The following is a 23,415-nucleotide window of genomic DNA, read 5'->3' on the forward strand; positions in this document are numbered from 1 at the left end:
TCAGTCTCCATAAAAAATATGCATATTGCAGGCATATCTTCCTCCAAATACGGTTATAAGAAAGGAAAGCATGAAATCAGACAGCAATGGAGGTGGCCATATGGAAAAGAAAAGCATCGCATTGATTACAGCACCCGGCATCGCAGAGCACCTCGGTGCGGACCTCGTCGAAGAACTGCCCGAGATGCTCGACTACTACATCACGGATGATTATGAGTGGGATGTCCACTATTATGAAGATATACTTACCGGCGGTACGAATGATTCGAAGGAAGTCATCGAGGCCGTCTGTGATAAGAAGGAAAATGAAGAATGGGATTTTGCCATCGCCCTGACGGACCTGCCGCTCTTCAAAGACAAACGTCCTGTCGTCGCCGAGGCCCTGAAGGACAAGTCGGCTGCATTGATCAGCCTGCCCGGTTTCGGCTTCACCACAATGAAGAAACGCGTTCAGGAGTCAATACTCCAGCTGATGAACGAGATGTACTATGGCACATCCGATGAAGGACGGCAAGCCTCTGCGGCCCATATGGAATCCCAAGACAAGCAGAAGTTCGATGCCCTCAGGAACAAGGATTCACGCAAGCTCATCGGTTCGCGGATTTTCGAACGCATCTCACCCCTGATCCGTGAAACGCCCCAGGAAGAAGAAGAGGGTGTCGATGTCCGATATACCGTCAAGTCAAAGCCGGGCGGCTACCTGCGCATCATTTCCGGCATGGTGTTCGCGAATGAACCATGGAAGATGTTCCCTGCCTTCAGCAAAATCATCGTCATCGCATTTACCACAGGCTCCTATGCCCTTGTATTCTCGACAGTGTGGCAACTCAGTATGAACTTCAGCGTGCCGAGGGCAACCCTGCTGACTTTCTTCTCAATACTTGCCCTTACCCTGTGGATCATCATGGCCCATCAGCTCTGGGAGAAAAAGGGTGAGGAGAACAGGACCTTCCTTAGGAAGATCTACAATGTAACGACTTTCTTCACCCTGCTCATGACCGTCCTCATGTATTACATCATACTATTCGGCATGTTTTCCATCTGGACGATACTGCTCATGCCAATGGCACAGGTTGAAGCCTATACTTCAGCCTCGCCAGGTATAGGAATCTACTTCTATACGTCTTGGATCGGCGCCAGCATCTCCACCATCATCGGTGCACTTGGCTCCTCATTCGAGGACGAGGAGGTCGTACTCGACAGCACATATGGATATCGCCAGCGCCAGCGTCATGAGAAACTGAAGGAAGAACGTGAGCAGGAGAAAGAAGAGGAGAAAGAAGAAGCCAAGGAGTATGAAGAATAAAATAACGGCGCATTCAATCAGCATCCTTCAAATTATTGAAGGGTGCTTTCCTTATGCGCATCAAAAAGGACAGGAAAACCTGAAGCATTTACAGCATATTAACACGAATTTCATCGCGTCTGAACATTGTCTCTTTAGACTGTTGATGTAGCTCACTTTACAAGAAGAGCTATGAAACCATTAGAAGATGGACTAATTTTAATGAAGGAGAGACGATTCATGAAAAATTTTGCAGGCACCTTGATGAAAACTTTATTGATGGCACTCCTTTTGGTCGCCCTGTTGGGAATATCGAATGGCCAAGATGCAATTTCTGCAGCCGGGAAAAACAATATCTCCCAAAATGCCGCAAAACATACGATGAACATTGCGCATCGGGGCGCCTCCGGCTATGCACCTGAAAATACAATGGCCGCATTTGACAAAGCTCTGGAGATGAGAGCCGATTACATCGAAATAGATGTCCAATTGAGCGAAGATGGGGAAGTCGTTCTGATGCATGACGGAATGATCGACAGGACGACGGATGGTTCAGGCAGTGTGGACGACTACACCCTCGAGGAGTTGAAGCAGCTCGATGCAGGCAGCTGGTTTGAACCTCAATTTGCGGGAGAACAGATTCCTACATTGGAAGAAGTGCTCGACACTTACCGCGGAAAGATCGGCATCCTGATTGAAATCAAGAATGCATCCCAGCATCCAGGTATAGAAGAAGAAATTGCTGCTGCACTCGAAGAAAAAAATATGGACAAACCGAATAACGGCAAGACCATCGTACAATCATTCGACCACGGGTCAATCGCACACTTCAATGCCCTCTTGCCGAATGTCGACACCGGTGTTCTCGTGGGCTACAACGCTGAAGGCATATCTGATGCACAACTCGCCCAGTTCTCCACATACGCTGATTATGTAAATCCCAACCACCAGATGGTAGACACGGATCTTGTCAGCCGTATCCATGACTACGGCATGCAGATTGCTCCATATACAATAAATGATCAATCAAGGATCAATGAACTGATGGATTATGGGGTTGATGGAGTCATTTCAGATTACCCGGACCTCGTGGGGCATAGCAGTGCACCATATTACAATTAGGAGATGTTTCTCATTCTGAGATTCGATATATATGATTAAATGAAAAACCATAGGTGGCTTGCTATCTGCGCAAGACATCTATGGTTTTTAGCACTGATGAAGTTAACTACTCTCTTCATCTACGCATACCCTCTCCGCATCCTGTTCTCCAGCTTATCGATGACGTACGTAAGCAGGACACAGATGCCCCAGTACACAAGTGCAGCGGCGACGAAGGCTTCCAGATAGCTGAAGCTCTGTGCCCCGACGAGCCTTGCCTGGGCGAAGATGTCGACGACGGTCACGAGGAAGGCGAGTGACAGCGCCTTGATGATGATCAGGAATGCATTCATCGTATCGGGCAGTGCCTCCATCATGACCTGTGGAATGATGACTTTCCTCAACACTTGGGTCGTGCTGTAGCCGAGCGACTGTGCCGCTTCTATCTGATCCTTATCCAATGAATGCAGTGCACCCCTGATAATCTCGGACTGGAATACGGAATAACAGATGCTGAACGTCACGATGACGATGGCCGTGGAATTCAGACTTGTCGGATCGAAGGTGACATTGAACAGCCCGAGGAACCACGCGAGCACGAGCGGCAATGAATAATAGACCAGGTAGAGGAGCACGACATTCGGTGTGCCCCTGAGAAATGACTGCAGGACACCGATGACCTGCCTTACCACCGGTATATTCAAACTCTGGATGTACGTAATCGTAGCACCGAGCGTGAATGAAAGAACAAGGATGATGAGCGCCAGAAGCAGCGTCTTCGGCACGACTTTGAGGATTTCAACGAAGCTTTCGAAAACGACTATGATATCAAACACTGTAGCCCGCCTCCTTCTTCTTCATTTCGTAGCCCGTCCTTCTCAGCACCCGCTTCTTCCTGCGTTCGAGCCTTCTGATGATCTGCTCGGAAATCATGGAGATGCCCCAGTAGATGAGGGCGACCGTCAGGAAGACTTCCACCTGCTTCATGCCGAATGTATCCCCGCTCATGATCGTCGCCATCCCCATGATATCCACGACACCGATGGCGAAGACGAGGGAGCTGTCATGGATGAGGTGGATGATCGCATTGCCGAGGCCCGGGAGCGCAATGGGACCCATCTGCGGGATGATGATCCGCTTCATCTTCTGGACCGGTGTATAGCCGAGGCTTTCGGCCGCTTCATGCTGTCCCTTATCGATCGCCAGATAAGCCGGGCGCAGCACTTCCGACATATACGCACCATTGAAGAAGATCAGGCACACCGTCGCTGCGGTGATGGGACCGATGTTCCTTATGTCGAATCCGATCAGCTGCAGCAGCACCGGCAGTCCGAAGAAGAACAGGAACAGTTGCAGGAGTATCGGTGTACTCCGGGTGAATGATATGTATGCCCCGAGCAGCTGGCTCAGGACAGGAATCCTCCTGATCCGTGCCGCCGCTATGGGAATGCTGAGTAGAAAACCAAATACAGCGGCGAGTACAACGATCAGGATCGTTATGGGAATCACAGACAGGAACTGTGGAAGTATCTCCAGCATATATTGTACATCCATGATTACCCCTCCTCTTCATTCATTGCCATTTCTACTCTTCGTACTGCAGAATGTCTTCCCCGTAGAATTCATTGGACAGTTCCGACACGGTGCCTTCTTCCTTCAGTTCGGCCAGTGCTTCGCTGACCTTGTCACGCAGTTCAGTATTCTCCTCGGAATCATGGATCAGGAAGTATGTCGGATTGATTTCCACCGGTTCCGTCACATGGATGTCGAGACCCGCCTCTTCAATGATTTCCTGCTGACCCAGGTTGGATGGATGAACGAGCGCATCATACACGCCATCATTCACTTCCTGCAGGCGGTCGGATGTCGGGATGCCGCCGTCCGATGTATCGAACTCGATCTGGTTGTCCGGATGTTCTTCATTGTAGCCGTTCAGCAGGTTGAAGACGCCGCCTGTCGGTGTGACCGGTACGACGTTCTTGCCCTGCAGATCGTCTAGACTTTCGATTTCACCTTCCTGATCGCCTGTCGCAAAAATCTTCATCAGACTCGGTCCATTGCTTTCGTCGGGAACCAGATAGCTCTCCTCCCTTTCCGGAGACAAGATCAACCCTTGGGCGAGCATGTCATACTGTCCTGTATCGAGTCCGATTTCCCCAGCACTGTCACTCGCGCCTTCCATGTTGAATTCATAGCCCTCAAGTTTTTCGTCTATGGCACGCAGCAGTTCGGGTTCATAGCCTGTCAACTCCCCATCGTCACCGACATAGCTCAGCGGACGGGAGGATGAAGATACCGCTACTTCCACTGTCCTGACCTCTCCGCTTTCTTCAGCACCCTCTGCACTCTCTTCTTCCCCACCACATGCCGCGAGCACCAGCAGCACTGCTGCAAATGAAATTGATAAAAGTAACCTTTTCATGATATGTATGCCTCCTTATGATTTTTAATGGGTCGTCGTATAGAACTTGCGTAGAAACTGCTGGGTCCGTGCATTTTCGGAGTGGTTGAATATCTGTTCCGGCGGTCCTTCTTCAGCCACCCTGCCCTGATCCATGAAGATGACACGGTCGGATATGTCTTTGGCGAATGACATCTCGTGTGTCACGAGGATGATCGTCATCCCCGAATCCGCAACTTCACCGATCGCCTTCAGCACCTCGCCGACCAGTTCAGGGTCGAGTGCCGAAGTCGGTTCATCGAAAAGGATCACTTCCGGCTCCACAGCGAGTGCCCGGGCGATGCTCACCCGCTGCTGCTGGCCCCCTGAGAGCTGATGTGGATATGCATCCGCCTTCGCTTCGAGGCCGACTCGCGTGAGCTCCTCCATGCTTTTGTCATGCGCCGCCTTTTTCGACTTCTTCTGGACCACGATCTGGGCATCCATGACATTCTCGAGCACCGTCTTGTTCTTGAACAGGTTGTACTGCTGGAACACCATCGCCGTCTTCCGGCGAAGCGCAAGCGTCTCCTTCTTCGTGATTGATGAGAAATCATACGTATCTCCCCCCAGGGTGATGCGGCCGCTCTCCGGCTTCTCGAGCAGGTTGATGCATCTGAGCAGGCTCGTCTTCCCCGTACCACTCGGTCCGATGAATGTGATCACCTCGCCCTTTTTGACTTCGAGGCTGATATCATCCAGCACCTTGTGGTCCCCAAAAGACAGATTCAGATTCTCTATGTTCAGCACATGACACACCTTCTTCCATTATGTAGTCTGAAAATTAAAATGATACGATTCATTATAACTATTATTCCCGACTTGTCAAATGGGAATTTAAGTTGTATTATTGCACTTATCTATTGAAAAAGAATTTGTTTGGTGGAATAATGAAATAATTATGATGATACATATAGGATTGAGGAGAGGAGCATCACTTTGAAGACATTAAATGAACTTGAAATGAATGAACGCCTCCAGCTGATGGAGGAAACCGCGAAGAATTTCAGCGGGACTTCTCAGCAGCACGATGAGGACGTCACCTTCCCCTTCGAGAATTTCCAAGCGTTGAAGGATATCGGCTATCCGCATCTGTCCATCCCATCGGAATATGGTGGAGGCGGCATTACGCTGCGTGAACTGATGAAGCATCAGGAGATCATTGCGAAATATGACGGGGCCACCGCGCTTTCCATCGGATGGCATATGGGCATCATCATGGACCTCGGCGAGAAGAAGACATGGGACGACACGAAATACAGGAAGGTCGTCCAAGATGTCATCGAGAACGGTGCGCTCATCAACAACCTGGCCACGGAACCTGCGACCGGGAGCCCGACACGTGGCGGCAGGCCGGAGACCACGGCACGGAAAGAAGGCGACGGATGGATTCTGAACGGCAGGAAGACATTCGCCACACTGTCACCGATATTGAAGTACGGCGTCGTCAGTGCCGCGATTGAGGGCAGTGATGAGGTCGGGAACTTCGTCGTCGACAGTGCACTCAAGGGTGTCCGTGTCGATGAGACATGGAATTCCGTCGCCATGCGCGCAAGCGGCAGCCATGACTTCATCATGGAGGATGTACATGTGCAGGAAGAGGACCTCGTCTCCTACCGTACACTCGGTAAAAAGGATCCCGCCGGCTGGCTGCTGCACATCCCGGCGTGCTACCTCGGCATTGCGCGCGCCGCACAGGATGCGGCACTCGAATTTGCGACCACCTACTCCCCAAACAGCATCAAGGGCACCATTTCAGAGCTGCCAAACGTCCAGGAGAAGCTCGGCCGCATCGAGATGCTGCTGATGGAATCCGAGCACTTCCTCTATTCCGTCGCCAGACAGTGGGATGAAAGCGATGAAGAAGAAAGAAGCAGGATGGGCAGCGAACTCGGCGCCGTCAAGACATCCATCGTCAACAAGGCCGTCGAAGCCGTCGACCTCGCCATGCGCGTCGTCGGGGCAAAAAGCCTGTCGGCCGACAATGAACTGCAGCGGTACTACAGAAATGTCCGTGCCGGTCTCCACAATCCGCCTATGGATGACATGGTCATCATCGGACTCGCCAAGAGTTCTATTGGCTGGGTGGAAAATAAGAAGAATGAAAAACAAAAGATATAGGCATGAAAAAAGGAGAAGATCCGCGGATCTCCTCCTTTTCCTATATATTTATACTGTCTGCTCCATCTCTTTGAGTACACCGTCGGAAATTTCGTAGACACGGTCACAATACTTCAGCATGCGTTCATCATGGGTGACCATGACTGCAGCTTTATTACGCTTCTTCGCACCTTCTGGTATCAGTTCGTTCGGATCGAACGACTTCACGATATAGCTATCTGCCCCCATGTCGAGACCATGGATGGTGTCGTAGCTCTCGCGCCTGCCCGTCAGCATGAGGATCGGCACTCTTCTTTCATCCATCTACGGCAGCACCAAATCCAGGATGATGCAGTTCGGCTCTTCATCATAATACTTTGCGAGCCCCTCTTCCCCATCCCGGGCAACAAGGATGCCATAGCCCGATTTCTCGAGATAGAGCGCCAACAGTTCCACGATAGTCGGATCATCTTCAACAATCAGCACTTTAATATTATGGCCCATTTCCCATTCCTCCTAAAATTCCATTCTGCACATTTATATGAATGGAATGTTAACGACAACACAGCTTATTTTCAATTGTATAGAATACTCTATTTTCATCTCATCATCTTTTCTAAATATATTTAAAATACAACCTAATCAAACACTTAAAAACCAGCGAAATCAACACTCTGTACTGTCTATTTAGGGTGTACCCAATTCATACAGATAGTATATTTAAAATCTATTGACTAAAATTAAGATGTGCATTTATCTTATTATATTCAAATTGATTTTTCGTAAAGTATAAATACCAACCTAATGATGATATGCTGAAAATTATCATAAATAGCCCTTTTCTAGACTGGTCAGATGGACGTATTAAAATTATAGCTATTTTTTGAATCAGAAATAAAAAGACTGCTGTGTAAATTATTAAACGGGAGTCAACATAAATAGCTCCAGTTCGTCGGAGCTGAGTAATTCAAGAAGAGATAGATACTTCAGAAAAGAAGAGAAAATGATTAAAACTTCATCCCATTTAGTATTGGGTACTGACCCCCAAAAGTTAGAGTCGTAAATCTAACTTTTGGGGGTTTCTTTGTGGTTAAATATAGCGATGCATTTAAAATAAAACTGGTGACTGAATATCTGAATGGGAATCTGGGGTATGATCGGCTGCCCGCATCTCATATTCTTTATGCAGCAGCCGTAAGGTCATATGTTTTTTTAATTCCGCATGGACATAGCGCCAGTCTTCCTTGATGAACCCCCGTCCTTTTGGTGTCTGGGATGGAAATAGCTGTAACTTTAACCACGCATTTGTCATTTCATCTGTCAGTACTGTCATCTCCCTTTCTCTCGCCCGGTTGATCACTTTACTGACCGTCTGTCTTGAACTCCTAATCGATGCACTGATGGTGCGTTGGCTCACCCCTTTCTCATAAAGTTCTAGTATTTCCCGGTACTGAATCACATTAAAAAACCTCCTGTATCATGATGTCACACCATTGGTGTGCGCAATCGTTATACAGAAGGCGCTGATATATTTTCATAGTGGCACAATACTTCTGCACTGGGTGGCATCATTTGATGCACAGCCTGGTTCAATTCGAATGCAATATTCAAAATCTTCCGATACCTAGTAATGCGTGTAAAATTCATCATCAGACAGTGACATGCATAGACATTTCAGAAATGTCCGTGTCAACTTCCATAGCCTACCAATGGAATATACAGTGACTGTTATTGGGTTGGCTGAAGGCTCGATGAGTAGGATAGAAAGTGAAGTAAAGAAGAAGAATGTGTGGGTGACTAAATAAAAAATAAGAGAGGCGATTGAATTTCGACCGTCTCTCTTATCTACAATATCGTTACTAAATCCATACTATATAATTGTATCTAAAACCACTTCTTCCAATCTTATCTAAGAAATATCTTTCTTACTAATAATTCTTTATTGTGTCTGTAACTTTTCATGCTTCGCAAAAATTCTATTTTCTGTCTGATAATCAAAAAAGTGACACTTGTTCATATCAAATGCAAATTTTATAGTATCTCCTGAATCTAAATCATTCCTTGCATCTATTCTCGAAATAAACTCTTGGTCATTTAACTTAGAATAAACCATTATCTCTGAGCCAAGCAATTCACTTACTTTGACTTCTGCATCAAAAGGAGAGGCGATTTCTGACTCTACGAACACTGATTCTTCTCTTACATCTTCTGGTCTTATACCAAATTTAATTTTCTTATTATCATAACCTTGATTAATGAGCATTCTTTTTTTAGCTTCTGGAATATTTATACTCGTTTCTCCGATTAATAACGAACCTTCTCTTATCTCCGCCTCGAATATATTCATTGAAGGGGATCCAATGAATTGTGCTACAAATATGCTTTCCGGATAATCATAAACTTCTTTAGGGGAGCCCACTTGCATGATATCTCCCTTATTCAACACCACGACTCTAGTCGCCATTGTCAGTGCTTCAGTCTGGTCATGGGTAACATATACTGTTGTAGTTTTTAATCTATCATGCAGTTTGATGATTTCCGCCCGCATCTGAACCCGCAATTTAGCATCCAAGTTGGATAATGGTTCATCCATCAGAAATACACCTGCGTCTCTGACAATAGCTCTTCCCAATGCTACACGTTGCCGTTGTCCGCCAGAGAGTGCTTTAGGTTTTCTGTCTAAGTAGTCGGTCAGACCGAGAATATTCGCAGCATTTTCAACCTTCTGCTTAATTTCGTTTTTTGCGTGTTTTCTCAACTTCAAACCAAACGCCATATTATCATAGACAGTCATATGCGGATAAAGTGCATAGTTCTGAAAGACCATCGCAATATCCCTGTTTTTTGGTTCTACATCATTCATTAGCTTATCATCAATATAGAATTCACCTTCTGTAATTTCTTCCAGTCCAGCAATCATTCTAAGCGTAGTCGATTTACCACAGCCTGATGGTCCTACGAAAACTATGAATTCACCATCATGTATTTCTAAATTAAAGTCACTGACTACTGTAAGTCCATTATCATATGTTTTTTTGATATTTTGTAATTTTAGTTCTCCCACTGTCTCACTCCTAAGCTTATTTTGATGGTCTTTATTTACTTTTTTCTGTTTGATATGCATATTATCATCTTTTTACTTTGTTACATTCAACGCATTGGTAAATCGTCGGAATGCTGCTAAACCTTCCTCTGTTTGTTTAAATACTCCGGCATCTTCAAGCACCCTGGCAAATTTCCTGCCAAGTTCTTTTTCAACAATCCTGTCAATAACTTTCAGGTCTGTTTGCTGGCCATGTTCTGCTTTTATTTCATCTGCCCAATCACGATGATATGCTTCCACTGTCTTGGTCTTCCCTGACAGGTATTGTTTTATTTCTTCCAATTCCTCTTTTAATCGAGCTGGTAACACAGCAAGCCCCATCACTTCGATCAAGCCAATATTTTCTTTCTTGATATGATGGACATCTGCATGTGGATGGAATAGTCCCATTGGGTGTTCATTTGTTGTCCGGTTGTTTCGCAACACAAGATCAAGTTCAAACAGTTCACCAAGTCTTCGGGCAATCGGTGTGATGGTGTTATGCGGGGTATCCTCCGTGAATGCCTGCACCTGAACTTCTCCGTCACTATATGATTTCCAAGTCTTTAAAATGCGATCGGCTGCTTTAAGGAGCTCCTCTTTTTGCCTGCTCTGCAGTCGAATAACAGATAACGGCCACTTTAAAACAGCCGTATGAACCCCAGGGAATTCATTTAATTGGAATGTGTAAGCTTCTTCAGCAGCACTCATTGCGAACTCATAACGACCAGCTTGATAGTGGTCATGGTTGAGAATGGAGCCGCCAACAATAGGTAAATCCGCATTGGAACCGATAAAATAATGCGGAAACTTTTCCGTGAATGTTACCAGCCGCTCAAACGCTTTTTTCGATACTTCCATGTTCCGATGCTCTTCAGCCAGTACAATACTGTGTTCGTTGTAGTACACATATGGCGAATATTGCAGATACCAGTTTTCATCAAGTAATGGAACTTTAACGATTCGGTGGTTTGCTCTTGCAGGATATCCGGTTCTCCCGGCATACCCTTCATTTTCCGCACATAACATGCATTTCGGATAATGAACATCTTGCTTTACCTCACGTTCCCGTTTAATTTGTTCGGGGTCTTTTTCCGGCTTGGATAAATTAATCGTAATGTCAAGTTCTCCATAAGCTGATTCTGCCTTATAATGGATGTTCTTTTTAATACGATTCATCTGAATGTAATTGCTGTTTTTACTTAAATTGTAAAAGTAATCTGTTGCTGCTTCTGGCGACTGTTCATATTTTTCATAAAAGACTTTGTTGATGACAGAAGGGCGTGCGATAAAACAATTCATGATATTTGCAGAGAGAATTTCTTTATCATCAAACACATCTTCAATGACACCTGATTCAACTGCATAGCCAACGAGTTTTTCCAGTAGATTTGGTATTGTATCCTCTACAGGGTTTTCAACTGACTCGGGAAAAGAGGCTACATTTAATTGATCCATGACCTGATTACGTACATAATTTTTATCATCTACTTCTATCAATCTTGCATCCAATGCTTGTAATAAAAGGCCTTCGATAACTTGAAAAGGTTCCATTTCGTTCACTCCTTTCCGTATCCATCTGGATGGGATACATGCCAGTTCCATGCATCTTTGACAATTTTTTCAATGGATGTGCGTGATGGCTCCCATCCAAGAATCTGTTTCGCTTTTTCCGCACTGGCGATCAGCGTGCCAGGATCACCGGCACGGCGTGAACCGATTTGGACTGGTATTTCCTCACCTGTTACTTCTCTTGCCGTATCAATCATCTCTTTCACTGAAAATCCTTGGCTGCTTCCCAGATTAATGATGTCACTCTCTCCTCCATTATTCAGATAATCCAGCGCCAGCAGATGTGCATGAATTAAATCTTCCACATGGACATAATCTCTGATGCACGTACCATCAGGTGTATCATAGTCATCACCGAAAATGGTTATCTGTTCCCGCTGGCCGAGTGCAGCTTGTAAAATGATTGGGATTAAGTGGCTTTCCGGTTGATGGTCTTCACCGATTTCTCCCGTTTCTCTTGCACCACCGACATTAAAATAACGTAGAGCAACATATTGAATACCGTGTGCTTTTTCCGTCCATTTCATTAATTTCTCCATTGTCAGCTTTGTTTCGCCATAGGTACTTGTCGGGTTCGTTGACATCCTCTCAGTTATTGGTACAGCTTCTGGTTCACCGTAAGTTGCAGCTGTTGAGGAAAATACGATTCGTTTCACATCGAATTCCGTCATCACTTGAAGCAGTATTTGTGTTCCGTAAACGTTATTGTTGAAGTATTTCAATGGTGCTTCCATCGATTCACCGACAAGAGAATGTGCTGCAAAATGGATGATAGCATCAATTTTTTCTTGTTGAAAGACAGTGCGCAAAAATTCTTTATTTCGAATGTCACCTTCATAGAAAGCTGCCTCTGGATGTAATGCTTTTTTATGCCCTGTCTCCAGATTGTCGATAACCACAACTTCTCTCTTACTGTCGATTAGTTGATGTACGGCATGTGACCCAATGTACCCTGCCCCACCTAAAACTAAGATACTCATATAGCCAACACTTCCTCTATATTGATTTCTTTTGCCCCATCTTTAATACTCGCAGTATAGAATGTGGCATCATACCCAATAGTGTCACGGTAAATGCTGTTTACATTTTTCTTGAACGCCTCTGCCTTGTTTGTTTCCACGATGGCAATGGCACAACCACCGAAGCCGGCACCTGTCATGCGTGCACCAAGAACTCCCTCTTGCTTCCTTGCAGCATCAACGATTGTGTCTAATTCCAGTCCTGTTACTTCATAATCATTTTTAAGTGAATCATGGGAGGCATACATCAACTGACCAAATGCCTGAAGATCTCCTTGTTGTAGCTTTTCTAAAGCTTCCAAAGTTCTGGCATTCTCATAAACGGCATGTTTCGCACGTTTTCTGTCGACGTCATCTTTGATTAGATGCTGATTATTATCGAATGTTTCTTTTGTTAATTGACCGAGACTATCAATCGAAAGTTCGGTTTGTAAATCTCCCAAAGCCTTCTCACACTGGGAACGCCGCTCATTATATTCAGAGTCTGCCAATGTTCTGCTTTTGTTCGTGTTAATAATCATGATGATATGTTCTGTTAATTCCACTGGCGCATAGTGATATTCCAACGTATCACAATTCAACAAAATCGCATGGTTTTCTTTCCCCATACCAACTGCAAACTGATCCATGATTCCACTGTTTACACCAATATAGTCGTTTTCCACTTTTTGGCCAATTTGCACCATATCAACTCTATTAATCTCTAAATCATATAGACCTTCTGCCAATACACCTGTAGCTAACTCAATCGATGCAGATGATGACAGGCCAGCACTATTCGGGATGTTTCCATAATAAAGGATATCTGCACCTGAAGTAATATTATAACCCGCTTTTATCAGGTGTTGTATCATCCCTTTTGGATAATTTGCCCAGCTATCTTCTTCCTTGAAGTCCAGATCAGAAAGGCTGCACTCGATTACTCCTTTGCCTGCTAGATTCATCGAGTAAAAGCGAAATTTTTGGTCTTCTCTTTTTTGAGCAAGCGTATAGGTACCGCTCGAAATGGATGCGGGAAAAACATGTCCTCCATTGTAATCCGTATGCTCTCCTATTAAGTTAATCCGACCTGGAGCAAAGAAAGCCTTTGGAGTATTTGTTGTTTGGTAGATGGTTTTGAATTCTTCCATTAAATTAAACGTGTCCATAGTAAACCTCCTATGATTTTGAAGATAGTTAATTAAATTAATTTATTAAGTTTATCTTACTACTCAACTTTCTTTACAATCCTGCTTAGTCTATGTTTACTCAAATAAGTCATACTGATCGCCATTACACTTCCCGTAAACAACGGAATAATTCCTGGAATCCACAATATAAAACCAAATAGTGCTGCAGCAATTAAAACTATACCAATAATCTCCAACGGGGAACAACGGCAAGTAAAAATGCTCGTTTAATATATTGGAAAAACTTAAAATTATAGTGAGCGAATACCGGAAAGAAAAATAGTAATATAATGAGATATGCAATAATCAATAATAAAACTCTCGGGATTAAATATTGAAAGCTACCTGAATCTAGAAATAAGAAAGCAGCATCAAAATATAGGAAAAACCCAAAAGCATAAAAAAGAAGGGCAAACCCATTTAACTTGAAAAAGTCTTGACGATAAAATTCCCAAAACATTGGCAGTACATTAAAGTCTCTTTCCCCTAATATAATCCATTTACGAACAATCGCAAACATAGCTGCCGCGGCTGGAAACAGACCAAAAATACCAAGCCCAAGAATCATAAATATTATCCATAAAATATTAATGAAAGCTATATTAAAAATACAGTTTGAAATGATATATTATCTATGCCATCCCCTACTCAAGTGAATCACTCCTACTTTGTTACATCTACTTTGGTTGCACCGAAAACCAACAGGAGAATTTAAAGGGACACCAATAAATAATGTGTGCCCCTATTGATTATTTTATATTTTTCTTAATTTAAATACTTGAGAAGTGTAATCACCAAATGCAGGATTCAGGTGAATACCAGCATGCATTAATTCATCCCCATAGTACGTACCTTCAACACCTTCCACTTCATACTCATAGTCTTCCTTTAACCCTGCTAATAACAGACGGCTATGTCCAGGGTTTGGTACGCCTAGAACCTGGTATCGACCAACAAACGCTTCTGATTGATCGTCTGAGACAACCATCCAACTTGTAACATTTCCTTCAAACGGGCTTTGCATTCGATAAAAAGTACCTTTCTGGATTAGCTCTCTATTTTCTTTATAGAATGCAACTTGTGCTTTGACAATTTCTTTTTCATCTTCAGTCATTGTGGTGACATCTAATTCATAACCAAAGTCACCGAAGTAAGCGACATTTCCTCTTGTATCAAGACTAGTCATACGACCTACCTGATGGTTTGGAATTGCTGAGACGTGTGCTCCAATGGAACTTAGTGGGTAAACAAATGATGTACCATATTGGATTTTCAAACGTTCGATTGCATCTGTATCATCACTTGTCCAAGCTTGTGGTGCATAGTAAAGCATGCCCGGATCGAATCTGCTTCCACCACTTGCACAGGATTCAAACAAAATTTCCGGGAATTCTGTTGTTAATCTTTCGTACAAATCATATACACCTAAAATATAACGGTGTGCTACTTCGCTTTGTCTTTCTGCCGGCAATTGATTTGAGCCTATTTCAGTCATGTAACGGTTCATGTCCCATTTAACATAAGAAATTGGTGCATCATGTAATGTTTTTGCCATCATTTCATAGATATAATCAACAACTTCTTTTTTGGAGAAATCCAGTATGAATTGGTTTCTGCCGTGGGACAGACGACGATTAGGAACTTGAATCAACCAGTCTGGATGCTTTTCATATAGTTCACTAACTTTCGAAATCATTTCCGGCTCAAACCATAATCCAAATTCGAGTCCAAGCTCTATTATTTTATTAGCAAGCCCGGTAATTCCGTTTGGTAGTTTTCGTGTATCAACGAACCAGTCTCCAAGGGAAGTGGTATCGTCATCTCGCTTTCCGAACCAGCCATCATCAAGGACAAATAATTCAATACCTAGCTTTTTGGAATCCTTTGCAAGAGAAAGAATTTTCTCTTCATCAAAATCAAAGTAGGTTCCTTCCCAGTTGTTCGTTAATATTGGTCTTGGTTTATCACGCCACGTACCCCTGGCTAATCTAGTACGATATAACTTATGATAAGTCTGACTCATCCCATTTAAACCTTCATCAGAATATACCATGACTGCTTCTGGTGTTTGGAAAGTTCCGCCTCTTTCTAGTAACCAATTGAAATCAAAAGGATTAATCCCCATCTGTACACGAGTAACATCGTAATGATCCACTTCAACTTGTGCCAAGAAATTACCACTATATACAAGACTGAAGCCATAAACTTCTCCTTGGTATTCGTTGGCATCCGGCCGTTTGACTGCAATAAATGGATTTTGATGTGCGCTGCTTGTACCTCTAGCACTTGATATACTTTGGATGCCTTGTTCTAATTTCCTGGTTTTTACATGTCTTTCTCTTGACCATGACCCGGATAAATGAACCATTTCAAAATCATTATCGAAGAAATCGACATTAGCACTTAAAGCTCTTGTTAAGTTCAGTTTTTCTTTTCCATTATTATGAAACTTAGCAGAACGTGTAATAACATTTAAATCTTCGTAGACTGTATATAACAGTACAAGTTCTGCATCGATTACTTCATCATATAATGTGATCTCCAATGTTGTTGCTTCATTTTCATCTTCTACATAAGTAGCAGGGAGCCCTTCTAAGCTGGGCTTCCCTTTGTAAATTTTATGCTCTTGGTATTCAAAGTTCGTAATACGGCTACCATTCTCTTGCAGTATTTGGTACACTGGTTCGCGGAAGTCGGTTGTGCCATAAGCAGGAAATTCTTGCTTTAAAGTATCTAAAGAGAAAGTCTGATCTCCTTCAAATACATTCGTACTATTATCTCTATATTCTTCCCTATATAAGTGATTGAATGAGTCTCTATGCCTTAATTTCTTTCCGTAATACAGATGGCCTAATTGGCTATTTCTGAGTATATTAAGGATATAACTTACATTCTTTCCTTGTAAGTGAAATTCTTTACTTTCATTGCTATAAAAAATTGGCATCGACTTTACTCCTTTTATATCGTGTTATTGTTACTTATCTTGCTTTAACTTTTAACAGCACCGCCAGCTAGTCCTTGAATAAAGAACCTTTGTAAGAACAGGAATAGCGTGGCCATCGGTAGCATCGCCCCAACAAAATCATCGCCTGCACCGGTAGAGTCAATACTCTTAACAGGAATGGTCGAGAGAAGTTCTCGCTCATTCCCATAGAAGCACTCCCTCCAAGCTCTGCAATCGTTACAGCCAGATTAGCAGGTGCACCACCAGTCATTTTTAAAAATTTCCTCTATTTTTCAACTCAATTTCTACATCTGTACAAAACATATCAATCAACAGCTCTCCAATACAACAAACTGTAGAATCCACCAATCAACCCAACCCACTTTCTTCTTCCCAAATATCTTTCAGACTCCAGGATTCTAAATGCATCATATTTACATAGCCTTGGTCGGTAAATAACTTCATTTTATTGCTTGTTTCACTTAGATAAATTCTACTAGTCATTACAAGTAAGCCATCATTAGCAAATACTTCAATCGATGATCTGTCCAAATAGATGTGAAGCTTTAATTTTCCATTTGGACAAGTAAGTTCACTCTGTCTTAAACTGTCCTGTGGCATACCAGCCCGTTTTCGATCAAGGAACAGGTTATTACTTTCCACATTATATCCAATTACTACATCCTCTTCTCCATCGTCCGAACACCTTAGCTTGATCCCAAATACTTTCGCATTTGTATTGAGAAAGTTAAATGTCATCTCTAGTTCGACCAGTTGGCCAAATGTAACTAACTCTGACTCCAAAGTGATCTGCTTATTTTCCAATTTTTCAATCTGTTGGTTGCGTAACAAGTCCAATTCTGGAACGGGATTCATGACTACCTGATCATTTTCCTCTAGTGTTAGTATACGAGGCAGTGTATGCGCCCCGGCCCACCCCTCTTCTTTAGTAGGCATTTTCGATTCCCACATATCCATCCAGCCAATTATTATTCTCCGACCTTGGGTATCTTCAAAAGTCTGGGCGGCGTAAAAATCATGTCCCTTATCCAATTCAAGAAAATCCTGATTCCTTGTATACTTATTATGTTCATAATTATAAGAACCTGAAATATAACCTGTCTGATAAAGGTTATTAAATTGATCCCCATTTGCCTTAATCCCCTGTGGTGAGATCAGCAAAATATCTTTTCCATCCAAATGGAAAAAGTCGGGACATTCCCACATATAGCCCATGATATCATCACTTTTTGCCAATACGCCCCTATACTCCCAATCAATCAAATCAAGCGACGTGTACAGAACAACTTTTCCTACATCTTCTTTAGTAGTGCCAACAATCATGTACCAAGACCCATTATGCTCCCATACTTTCGGATCCCTGAAATGGTAAGACCCCTCTGCAGGAGGTTTTGAAATAATGGGATTCTGATCAACTTTTGTGAAATTAATTCCATCCTCACTAACCGCCATACATTGCACCTGGGTTGAAATTGCCTTTTCTGCATCTTCTAGCACAAAGCCTGTGTAAAATAATATAAGTACTTCATCTTTTACAATTGCACTTCCAGAAAAACATCCATCCTTGTCATACTTTTCTGTTGGTGCAAGGGCAATCGGAAGACGCTCCCAATGTACTAAATCTTTACTTTTTACATGCCCCCAATGCATCGGTCCTCCACTTTCACTGTATGGGTGATGCTGATAAAATACATGGTATTCTCCCTTATATTCGACGAGCCCATTCGGATCATTTATCCATGCTGGTGTCGAAATATGGTAGCCTAGATTATATTTTCCTCCATCATACTCTTTACTTCTTTCCTCCACATGTTTTGTTGCCTCAAGGACTTTACTCTTATGTATATTCAAAAAATCACCTTCCCCGTTAAATCTATTAATCAAAAAACTCCAACTAAAATCGTTACTTATTCTAGCTGAGCTTGCTATCAATCACCTATTCTTTCGAGACAGCTTAAATATTTGCGATGAAAAATCAGCCGATCGTTCTTCAATTGGAAAGAGACCTATTTGCAATCCCGCATGCATTAATTCATCACCAAAAAAAATACTTTCCAATCCTTCTATTCCATATTCATAATCTGAATTCAACCCTTTTAGCAGCACCCGTTTTAATCCAGTATTAAGTAATGACAGTACCTGGTAACGACCTACTAAAGCTTCTTGTTGGTCTTCTGAAACAACCATCCAAATTGTCACATTTCCCTCTTTATTAAACGAGCTGTCGATTCGATAAAATTGTCCATTAAAAATCAGGCTTCTGTTTTCTTTATAGAAAGCAACCTGCTGATTCACTTGAGCTTTTTCTTGTTCGGTCATTTTGATAACATCCAATTCGTACCCAAATACTCCAAAATAAGCTGCATTTACTCTAGTATCAAGTCTCGTCTCTCTACCTAATTGATGGTTTGGTATATCTGAAACATGGGCATCAATAGAACCGATTGGGTATACCAATGATATTCCGTATTGGATTTCCAACCGTTCAACCGCATCCGTATTATCACTTGTTCATGTTTGTGGAGCATAGTACAGCATTCCCGGATCAAATCGGGCGCCCCCACTGCCACAAAATTCAAACAAAACATCGGGAAATGCTGCGGTAAGTCTTTCATATAAGTCATAGACTCCCAGAATACATCGATGAGCGACTTCTTGTTGTTGCTCCGCTGCTAGTGCCACTGATCCAATTTCTGTCATATACCGATTGATATCCCATTTCACATAGGAAATAGGTGCATCTCCCAATATAGTTGCCATTCTTTGATAAATATGATCGACCACTTCTTTTCGGAAAAAACCGAGAATATATTGATTTCTACCGTGTGAGCGATGGCCTCTGGGTTCATGAATAATTCAATCTGGATGCGTCTTATACGACTCACTGACTTTGGATACCATCTCCGGTTCGAACCATAACCCGAAATCAAGCCCCATTGCCGTAATCTTTTCCGCAAGTGTCGTGATTCCATTTGGCAATTTTCGTTCATCCACAAACCAGTCTCCGAGTGAAGTCTTATCATCACCCCGCTTACTAGAAATGCGTTGAATCCCAGGGGCTAGTTTTCGGGAGTGCCCATGCCGTTCCCGTGACCATGCACCTGATAATTGAATCATTTCAAAATCAGAGTCAAGGAAGTCCACACTGGCGCTTAATACCCTTGATAGGTTGATATTTTCTTCACCATGATTGATAAACTTTGCTGACCTAGTGATTACATTAAATTTTTCATAAACCGTATACAAAAGCTTGAGCTCTGCATCAATGAGCTTGCCGTATAAAGAAATTTCCAGACTTTTCGCTTCATCATCATTTTCCACATATGTTGCCGGCAATCCGTTAAGTTGCTTTTTTCCCGAAAAATTTGATGGCCATTATACTCAAAATTAGTGATCCGGCTGACATTTTCCTGCAATAACTGAAAGGCAGGTTCGCGGTAATCGGTCGTACCATGGACAGATACTCCTGTTTGAATATTTCCAGGGAAAAGCTCTCTTCCCCTTCATAGACACTGCTCACATTGGATCAGTTTCGCTTCGTAATGAGATGGATGAATGAATCCTTGTGTCTTATTTTTTGACTATAATACACGTGTCCGAGCTGATTATTTCGTAATACAGAAAAATATAGTTGTTATCCTTTGCTTGTAGGTGAATTTCTTTCTTGTTTCGTTAAATATGATTATGTTTTTTTCTCCTCATTATATAAACGTCATCATTTACCAGACCCGCGCATTACACCACCGATAATCCATTTTTGAGCAAATACGTATATAATAATCATTGGCAGCATCGCCATTAAGTAGGAAGCGAATGCCAAATTATAATTCGTACTAAACTCACCTTGGAATGCATGCTGAATGAGCGGCAAAGTATACATGCTGGAATCACTTAAGAGCACAAGTGGCAGCATAAAATCGTTCCAGGCAAAAAGGGCGGTAAGAATGGCAACAGTAGCATGAATTGGCGTCATCAATGGAAATGCCACTTTCCAGAAAACCTGCCATGTACTTGCTCCATCAATAATCGCAGCTTCTTCCAGTTCTACAGGAATAGCCTTAATATACCCAACATAAATAAATACGTTAAGTGCCAACTGCATCACAAGGTTTAGCAGCACAAGACCGACTAAATTATCCAGACCAATGAAACTTGCCTCTTTAACAACCGGTAACATAATGACCGGGAAGGGCACGAACATAGCACTAATAATATAATAATAAAGAAGTTTAAATCTTTTTTTGTGCAAATTACGAGCAATCGCATACGCAATCATCGAATGGACAATCAACGTCAATACGACGGTAAAAAAGGTTACGAAGATACTATTGCCCAAGGCTCCAAAGAAGTCTGTCACTTTTATCGCTTCTAAGAAGTTATCTAAACTCCAAGATTTAGGTAAAGCTAACACATTCTCTGACATTTCTGCTGGAGACTTAAAGGCTACGACAATCGTTAAATAGAGCGGAAACAAAATAAAAATGGAACCCGCAATTAAAAGAGTAGTTATTTTCCAATTGACTCGTTTATTCATGATTTACTGCTCCTCCCTTCGTTCAAGAAGACGAAGTTGGAATATGGAAATAGCGACAACTACAATAAAGAATATCACCGCATTTGCCGATTGATAGGCAAATTCTCCACCAAAACCACTGCTGAAAATCAATAGTGAAATCGATTCGGTTACATGACCTGGTCCCCCATTTGTCAATGCGACAATTTGATCGAAGACCATGAGAAAGTTTTTCATCGCAACTACCATATTGATGGTGAAAAATGGAGCAATCATCGGAAACGTTATTTTCCAAAACTTAGTCCATGATCCAGCCCCATCAATATTTGCCGCTTCATAAATTTGTTCATCAACGGTTGCAAGTCCAGCCAAATATAGTAATGTATTAAACGCTGCCGCCTGCCACACCGCAACGATAACCACTCCAACCCAAGCCAAATCCGGATTGCCCAAAATATTCGTAGAAAGGAAATCCCAGTCGAGTGTTCGTCCGAGTTGTGGTAAAAGATGCGTAAACATAAATTTAAAGATATAGCCGATGATTAACAGACTTAAAATATACGGCAAGAAATAAATGGCTCGTAATGATTTGCGAAATTTGATTTTGGCGTTCAGCCCCATGGCAATTAGTATACTAATGATGTTTACGATGATCGTTGACACGATAGCAAACTTAAAGGTAAATCCATACGCATTTAGTGCACGCCCATCCTGAAACACGTTAAAATAGTTTTTAAATCCTACGAAATCCCACGTACCATATCCTCGATAATCGGTGAGACTATAAAATATTCCCTGCAGGAGTGGAAGTGTATGAAAGGAAAAAAATACAACTAACGCAGGAATAATCATTAGTAGATACGTTTTATTTATCTTCGCCATTTTTTTCTCTCCTTCTTAAGATGATGAATTGTGTCCGTTCCTTGTACCTATTCCTAGCGATTCTGTACTTTTTCCCATTCCTTATCTAATTTTTGTAAAAACGCTTCCTTATCTTGATCGATTAAAAAACTTTGAATGTTATTTTCAGGTCCTAGGCCTGTAGGGTAATAATGATCTTGAAAGCTTACTAATTTTCCTTTTTCAAAATAGCCCCTAATCCCATCATAGGTCGAGTTATCTTGTGTAACACCTTTAATCGCTGAAAATGTTTTTTGATCCTCTAAATACTTCTGGGAGTTTTCCTTTTTCATCAAAAATTCAATAAACTGCAACGCTTCTTTTTTATGTTTGGTATCCTTACTAATACTTAACGCCACGTCCACTCCGGAAACTAATTTTGTTTCTGTCGGATCATTGGTGACAGGTAATGGGAAAGTTCCCAGTTCGATATCCGGATTGATCCTTTTGATCTCAGGAACGCTCGAGTTTATTTGTAAATAGAAAACCCCCTCTCCAGATGCAAAGGCACGATTTCCACCATTATAATCAATACCAAAATTATCTCTATGGCCATATTGAAGTAATGTTAACATTTTGTCTGCAACTTCCTGATGAGTTTCTGCAAACGATGTCTTTCCAGCATCCTTTAGTTCACCAAAATTTTCTGGTACAAGGTTAGCTGCGAGCGTATTCCACACCGGCAAGGTTGTCCAAGGTTCCAACAGTGTAAATTCAATTGGCGTTTCTCCCGCCTTCTTTGCTATTTCCAAGCAATTGATAAATTCATCCCATGTTTTTGGTATTTCCAGGCCTAACTCTTGGAATTTTTGCTTATTGTAAACAACGACATCGGCATTTGTCGCATATGGCAACCCATACACACCATCGCGCTCCGGACCTACCAAACGGTCAAGCATATCAAAGTATTTTGGCTGAACCTTATCTACCAGATCCGAACCCGAAAAGTCGTGCAAGACCCCGACTTCCGCTATCTCTCCATAGGTTGGGTTCCCATTAAAAGCGATAATATCCGGTGTATCATTTTTGGTTAATTTCATTCTCAATACTGTTTCCGCTTCTGGTGGCTGCTCTAAATCAACATGAATATTGGGGTGCTTTGCTTCGAACTCCTTGATCAACTCTTGATAAATACCAATATTTTCTGATTTAACCGAGAAAAATTCTAAAGTTATTTTGCCATTAGCTGAACTGCTTCCCGTACACCCGGCAAGTAAAATGGTGCTCATGGCAATGCATAATAATTTTTTTGTTATCTTTGTCATCGTA

General features: G+C 42.4%; 21 protein-coding genes and 2 pseudogenes. 3 read left to right on the forward strand and 20 right to left on the reverse strand.

Translation table 11 applies throughout. The features are described from left to right. Positions 1–100: 100 nt before the first annotated feature. The gene (locus EDC33_RS08040; RefSeq protein WP_124010785.1) at positions 101–1,306 is read left to right on the forward strand and encodes a hypothetical protein; all 1,206 of its coding nucleotides are present in this window, start codon (positions 101–103) and stop codon (positions 1,304–1,306) included. 219 nt (positions 1,307–1,525) lie between these two features. Further along, positions 1,526–2,407, forward strand: a complete 882-nt coding sequence (locus EDC33_RS08045) for a glycerophosphodiester phosphodiesterase (RefSeq protein ID WP_229716703.1) — start codon at positions 1,526–1,528, stop codon at positions 2,405–2,407. Between the two features lie 119 nt (positions 2,408–2,526). Here the strand turns inward: EDC33_RS08045 and EDC33_RS08050 are convergent, their stop codons facing one another. From EDC33_RS08050 to EDC33_RS08065, 4 genes are read right to left on the reverse strand one after another with little or no spacing between them, the layout of a single operon-like run. Beyond that, on the reverse strand, positions 2,527–3,222 hold the full coding sequence (locus EDC33_RS08050) for an amino acid ABC transporter permease (protein ID WP_124010786.1): 696 nt from the start codon (positions 3,220–3,222) through the stop codon (positions 2,527–2,529). Next, positions 3,215–3,940, reverse strand: a complete 726-nt coding sequence (locus EDC33_RS08055; RefSeq protein ID WP_124010787.1) for an amino acid ABC transporter permease — start codon at positions 3,938–3,940, stop codon at positions 3,215–3,217. The genes EDC33_RS08050 and EDC33_RS08055 overlap by 8 nt, the downstream gene beginning before the upstream one ends. Positions 3,941–3,971: 31 nt before the next feature. Beyond that, positions 3,972–4,808 carry a transporter substrate-binding domain-containing protein gene (locus EDC33_RS08060; protein ID WP_124010788.1) on the reverse strand — a complete coding sequence of 279 codons (837 nt, stop codon included), beginning with the start codon at positions 4,806–4,808 and terminating at the stop codon, positions 3,972–3,974. A 24-nt stretch (positions 4,809–4,832) separates the two neighbouring features. Next, positions 4,833–5,576 (reverse strand): amino acid ABC transporter ATP-binding protein, encoded by a 744-nt coding sequence (locus tag EDC33_RS08065; protein WP_124010789.1) that lies wholly within the window; start codon positions 5,574–5,576, stop codon positions 4,833–4,835. 213 nt (positions 5,577–5,789) lie between these two features. On the opposite strand from EDC33_RS08065, the gene EDC33_RS08070 reads away from it, so the two are divergent. Beyond that, on the forward strand, positions 5,790–6,947 hold the full coding sequence (locus EDC33_RS08070; protein ID WP_124010939.1) for an acyl-CoA dehydrogenase family protein: 1,158 nt from the start codon (positions 5,790–5,792) through the stop codon (positions 6,945–6,947). 48 nt (positions 6,948–6,995) lie between these two features. On the opposite strand, the gene EDC33_RS08075 is transcribed toward EDC33_RS08070, so the two are convergent. The 16 genes and pseudogenes from EDC33_RS08075 to EDC33_RS08140 form a co-directional block, all read right to left on the reverse strand. Then, positions 6,996–7,250 (reverse strand): response regulator transcription factor, encoded by a 255-nt coding sequence (locus tag EDC33_RS08075; RefSeq protein ID WP_124010790.1) that lies wholly within the window; start codon positions 7,248–7,250, stop codon positions 6,996–6,998. After that, positions 7,251–7,430 (reverse strand): response regulator transcription factor, encoded by a 180-nt coding sequence (locus EDC33_RS08080; RefSeq protein ID WP_124010791.1) that lies wholly within the window; start codon positions 7,428–7,430, stop codon positions 7,251–7,253. It lies immediately after the preceding gene. A gap of 604 nt (positions 7,431–8,034) precedes the next feature. Then, the gene (locus EDC33_RS08085) at positions 8,035–8,385 is read right to left on the reverse strand and encodes a hypothetical protein (RefSeq protein WP_188358191.1); all 351 of its coding nucleotides are present in this window, start codon (positions 8,383–8,385) and stop codon (positions 8,035–8,037) included. Between the two features lie 480 nt (positions 8,386–8,865). Next, positions 8,866–9,990, reverse strand: a complete 1,125-nt coding sequence (locus tag EDC33_RS08090; protein WP_124010940.1) for an ABC transporter ATP-binding protein — start codon at positions 9,988–9,990, stop codon at positions 8,866–8,868. Positions 9,991–10,062: 72 nt separating this feature from the next. Then, positions 10,063–11,562: a UDP-glucose--hexose-1-phosphate uridylyltransferase gene (gene galT, locus EDC33_RS08095; RefSeq protein ID WP_124010792.1), complete on the reverse strand. Its 1,500-nt coding sequence runs from the start codon at positions 11,560–11,562 to the stop codon at positions 10,063–10,065. A gap of 5 nt (positions 11,563–11,567) precedes the next feature. Further along, positions 11,568–12,560, reverse strand: a complete 993-nt coding sequence (gene galE / locus EDC33_RS08100) for a UDP-glucose 4-epimerase GalE (protein WP_124010793.1) — start codon at positions 12,558–12,560, stop codon at positions 11,568–11,570. Beyond that, positions 12,557–13,747 (reverse strand): galactokinase, encoded by a 1,191-nt coding sequence (locus EDC33_RS08105; protein WP_124010794.1) that lies wholly within the window; start codon positions 13,745–13,747, stop codon positions 12,557–12,559. The genes galE and EDC33_RS08105 overlap by 4 nt, the downstream gene beginning before the upstream one ends. 199 nt (positions 13,748–13,946) lie before the next feature. Further along, positions 13,947–14,336 (reverse strand): DUF624 domain-containing protein, encoded by a 390-nt coding sequence (locus EDC33_RS08110; RefSeq protein WP_229716701.1) that lies wholly within the window; start codon positions 14,334–14,336, stop codon positions 13,947–13,949. A 186-nt stretch (positions 14,337–14,522) separates the two neighbouring features. Next, complete coding sequence (locus EDC33_RS08115) at positions 14,523–16,712, reverse strand: alpha-galactosidase (RefSeq protein ID WP_124010795.1); 2,190 nt, start codon at positions 16,710–16,712, stop codon at positions 14,523–14,525. 208 nt (positions 16,713–16,920) lie between these two features. Further along, positions 16,921–17,036: pseudogene (locus tag EDC33_RS12770) on the reverse strand (carbohydrate kinase); the annotation flags it as partial. Between the two features lie 45 nt (positions 17,037–17,081). After that, the gene (locus EDC33_RS08120) at positions 17,082–18,584 is read right to left on the reverse strand and encodes a glycoside hydrolase family 32 protein (protein ID WP_371868318.1); all 1,503 of its coding nucleotides are present in this window, start codon (positions 18,582–18,584) and stop codon (positions 17,082–17,084) included. Between the two features lie 81 nt (positions 18,585–18,665). Beyond that, positions 18,666–19,052, reverse strand: a complete 387-nt coding sequence (locus EDC33_RS12775; RefSeq protein ID WP_346255834.1) for a GH36 C-terminal domain-containing protein — start codon at positions 19,050–19,052, stop codon at positions 18,666–18,668. Continuing rightward, positions 19,038–20,209, reverse strand: a pseudogene (locus tag EDC33_RS12780) (alpha-galactosidase); the annotation flags it as partial. The gene EDC33_RS12775 and the pseudogene EDC33_RS12780, both read right to left, overlap by 15 nt. 239 nt (positions 20,210–20,448) lie before the next feature. Beyond that, complete coding sequence (locus EDC33_RS08130) at positions 20,449–21,267, reverse strand: carbohydrate ABC transporter permease (RefSeq protein WP_124010796.1); 819 nt, start codon at positions 21,265–21,267, stop codon at positions 20,449–20,451. Between the two features lie 3 nt (positions 21,268–21,270). Continuing rightward, entirely contained in the window at positions 21,271–22,128 is an 858-nt protein-coding gene (locus EDC33_RS08135; RefSeq protein WP_124010797.1) for a carbohydrate ABC transporter permease, read from the reverse strand. Positions 22,129–22,181: 53 nt separating this feature from the next. Further along, entirely contained in the window at positions 22,182–23,411 is a 1,230-nt protein-coding gene (locus tag EDC33_RS08140; protein ID WP_124010798.1) for an ABC transporter substrate-binding protein, read from the reverse strand. Positions 23,412–23,415: the final 4 nt, after the last annotated feature.

The organism is Salinicoccus roseus (genome assembly GCF_003814515.1).
In the GTDB taxonomy this organism is placed as follows: domain Bacteria; phylum Bacillota; class Bacilli; order Staphylococcales; family Salinicoccaceae; genus Salinicoccus; species Salinicoccus roseus.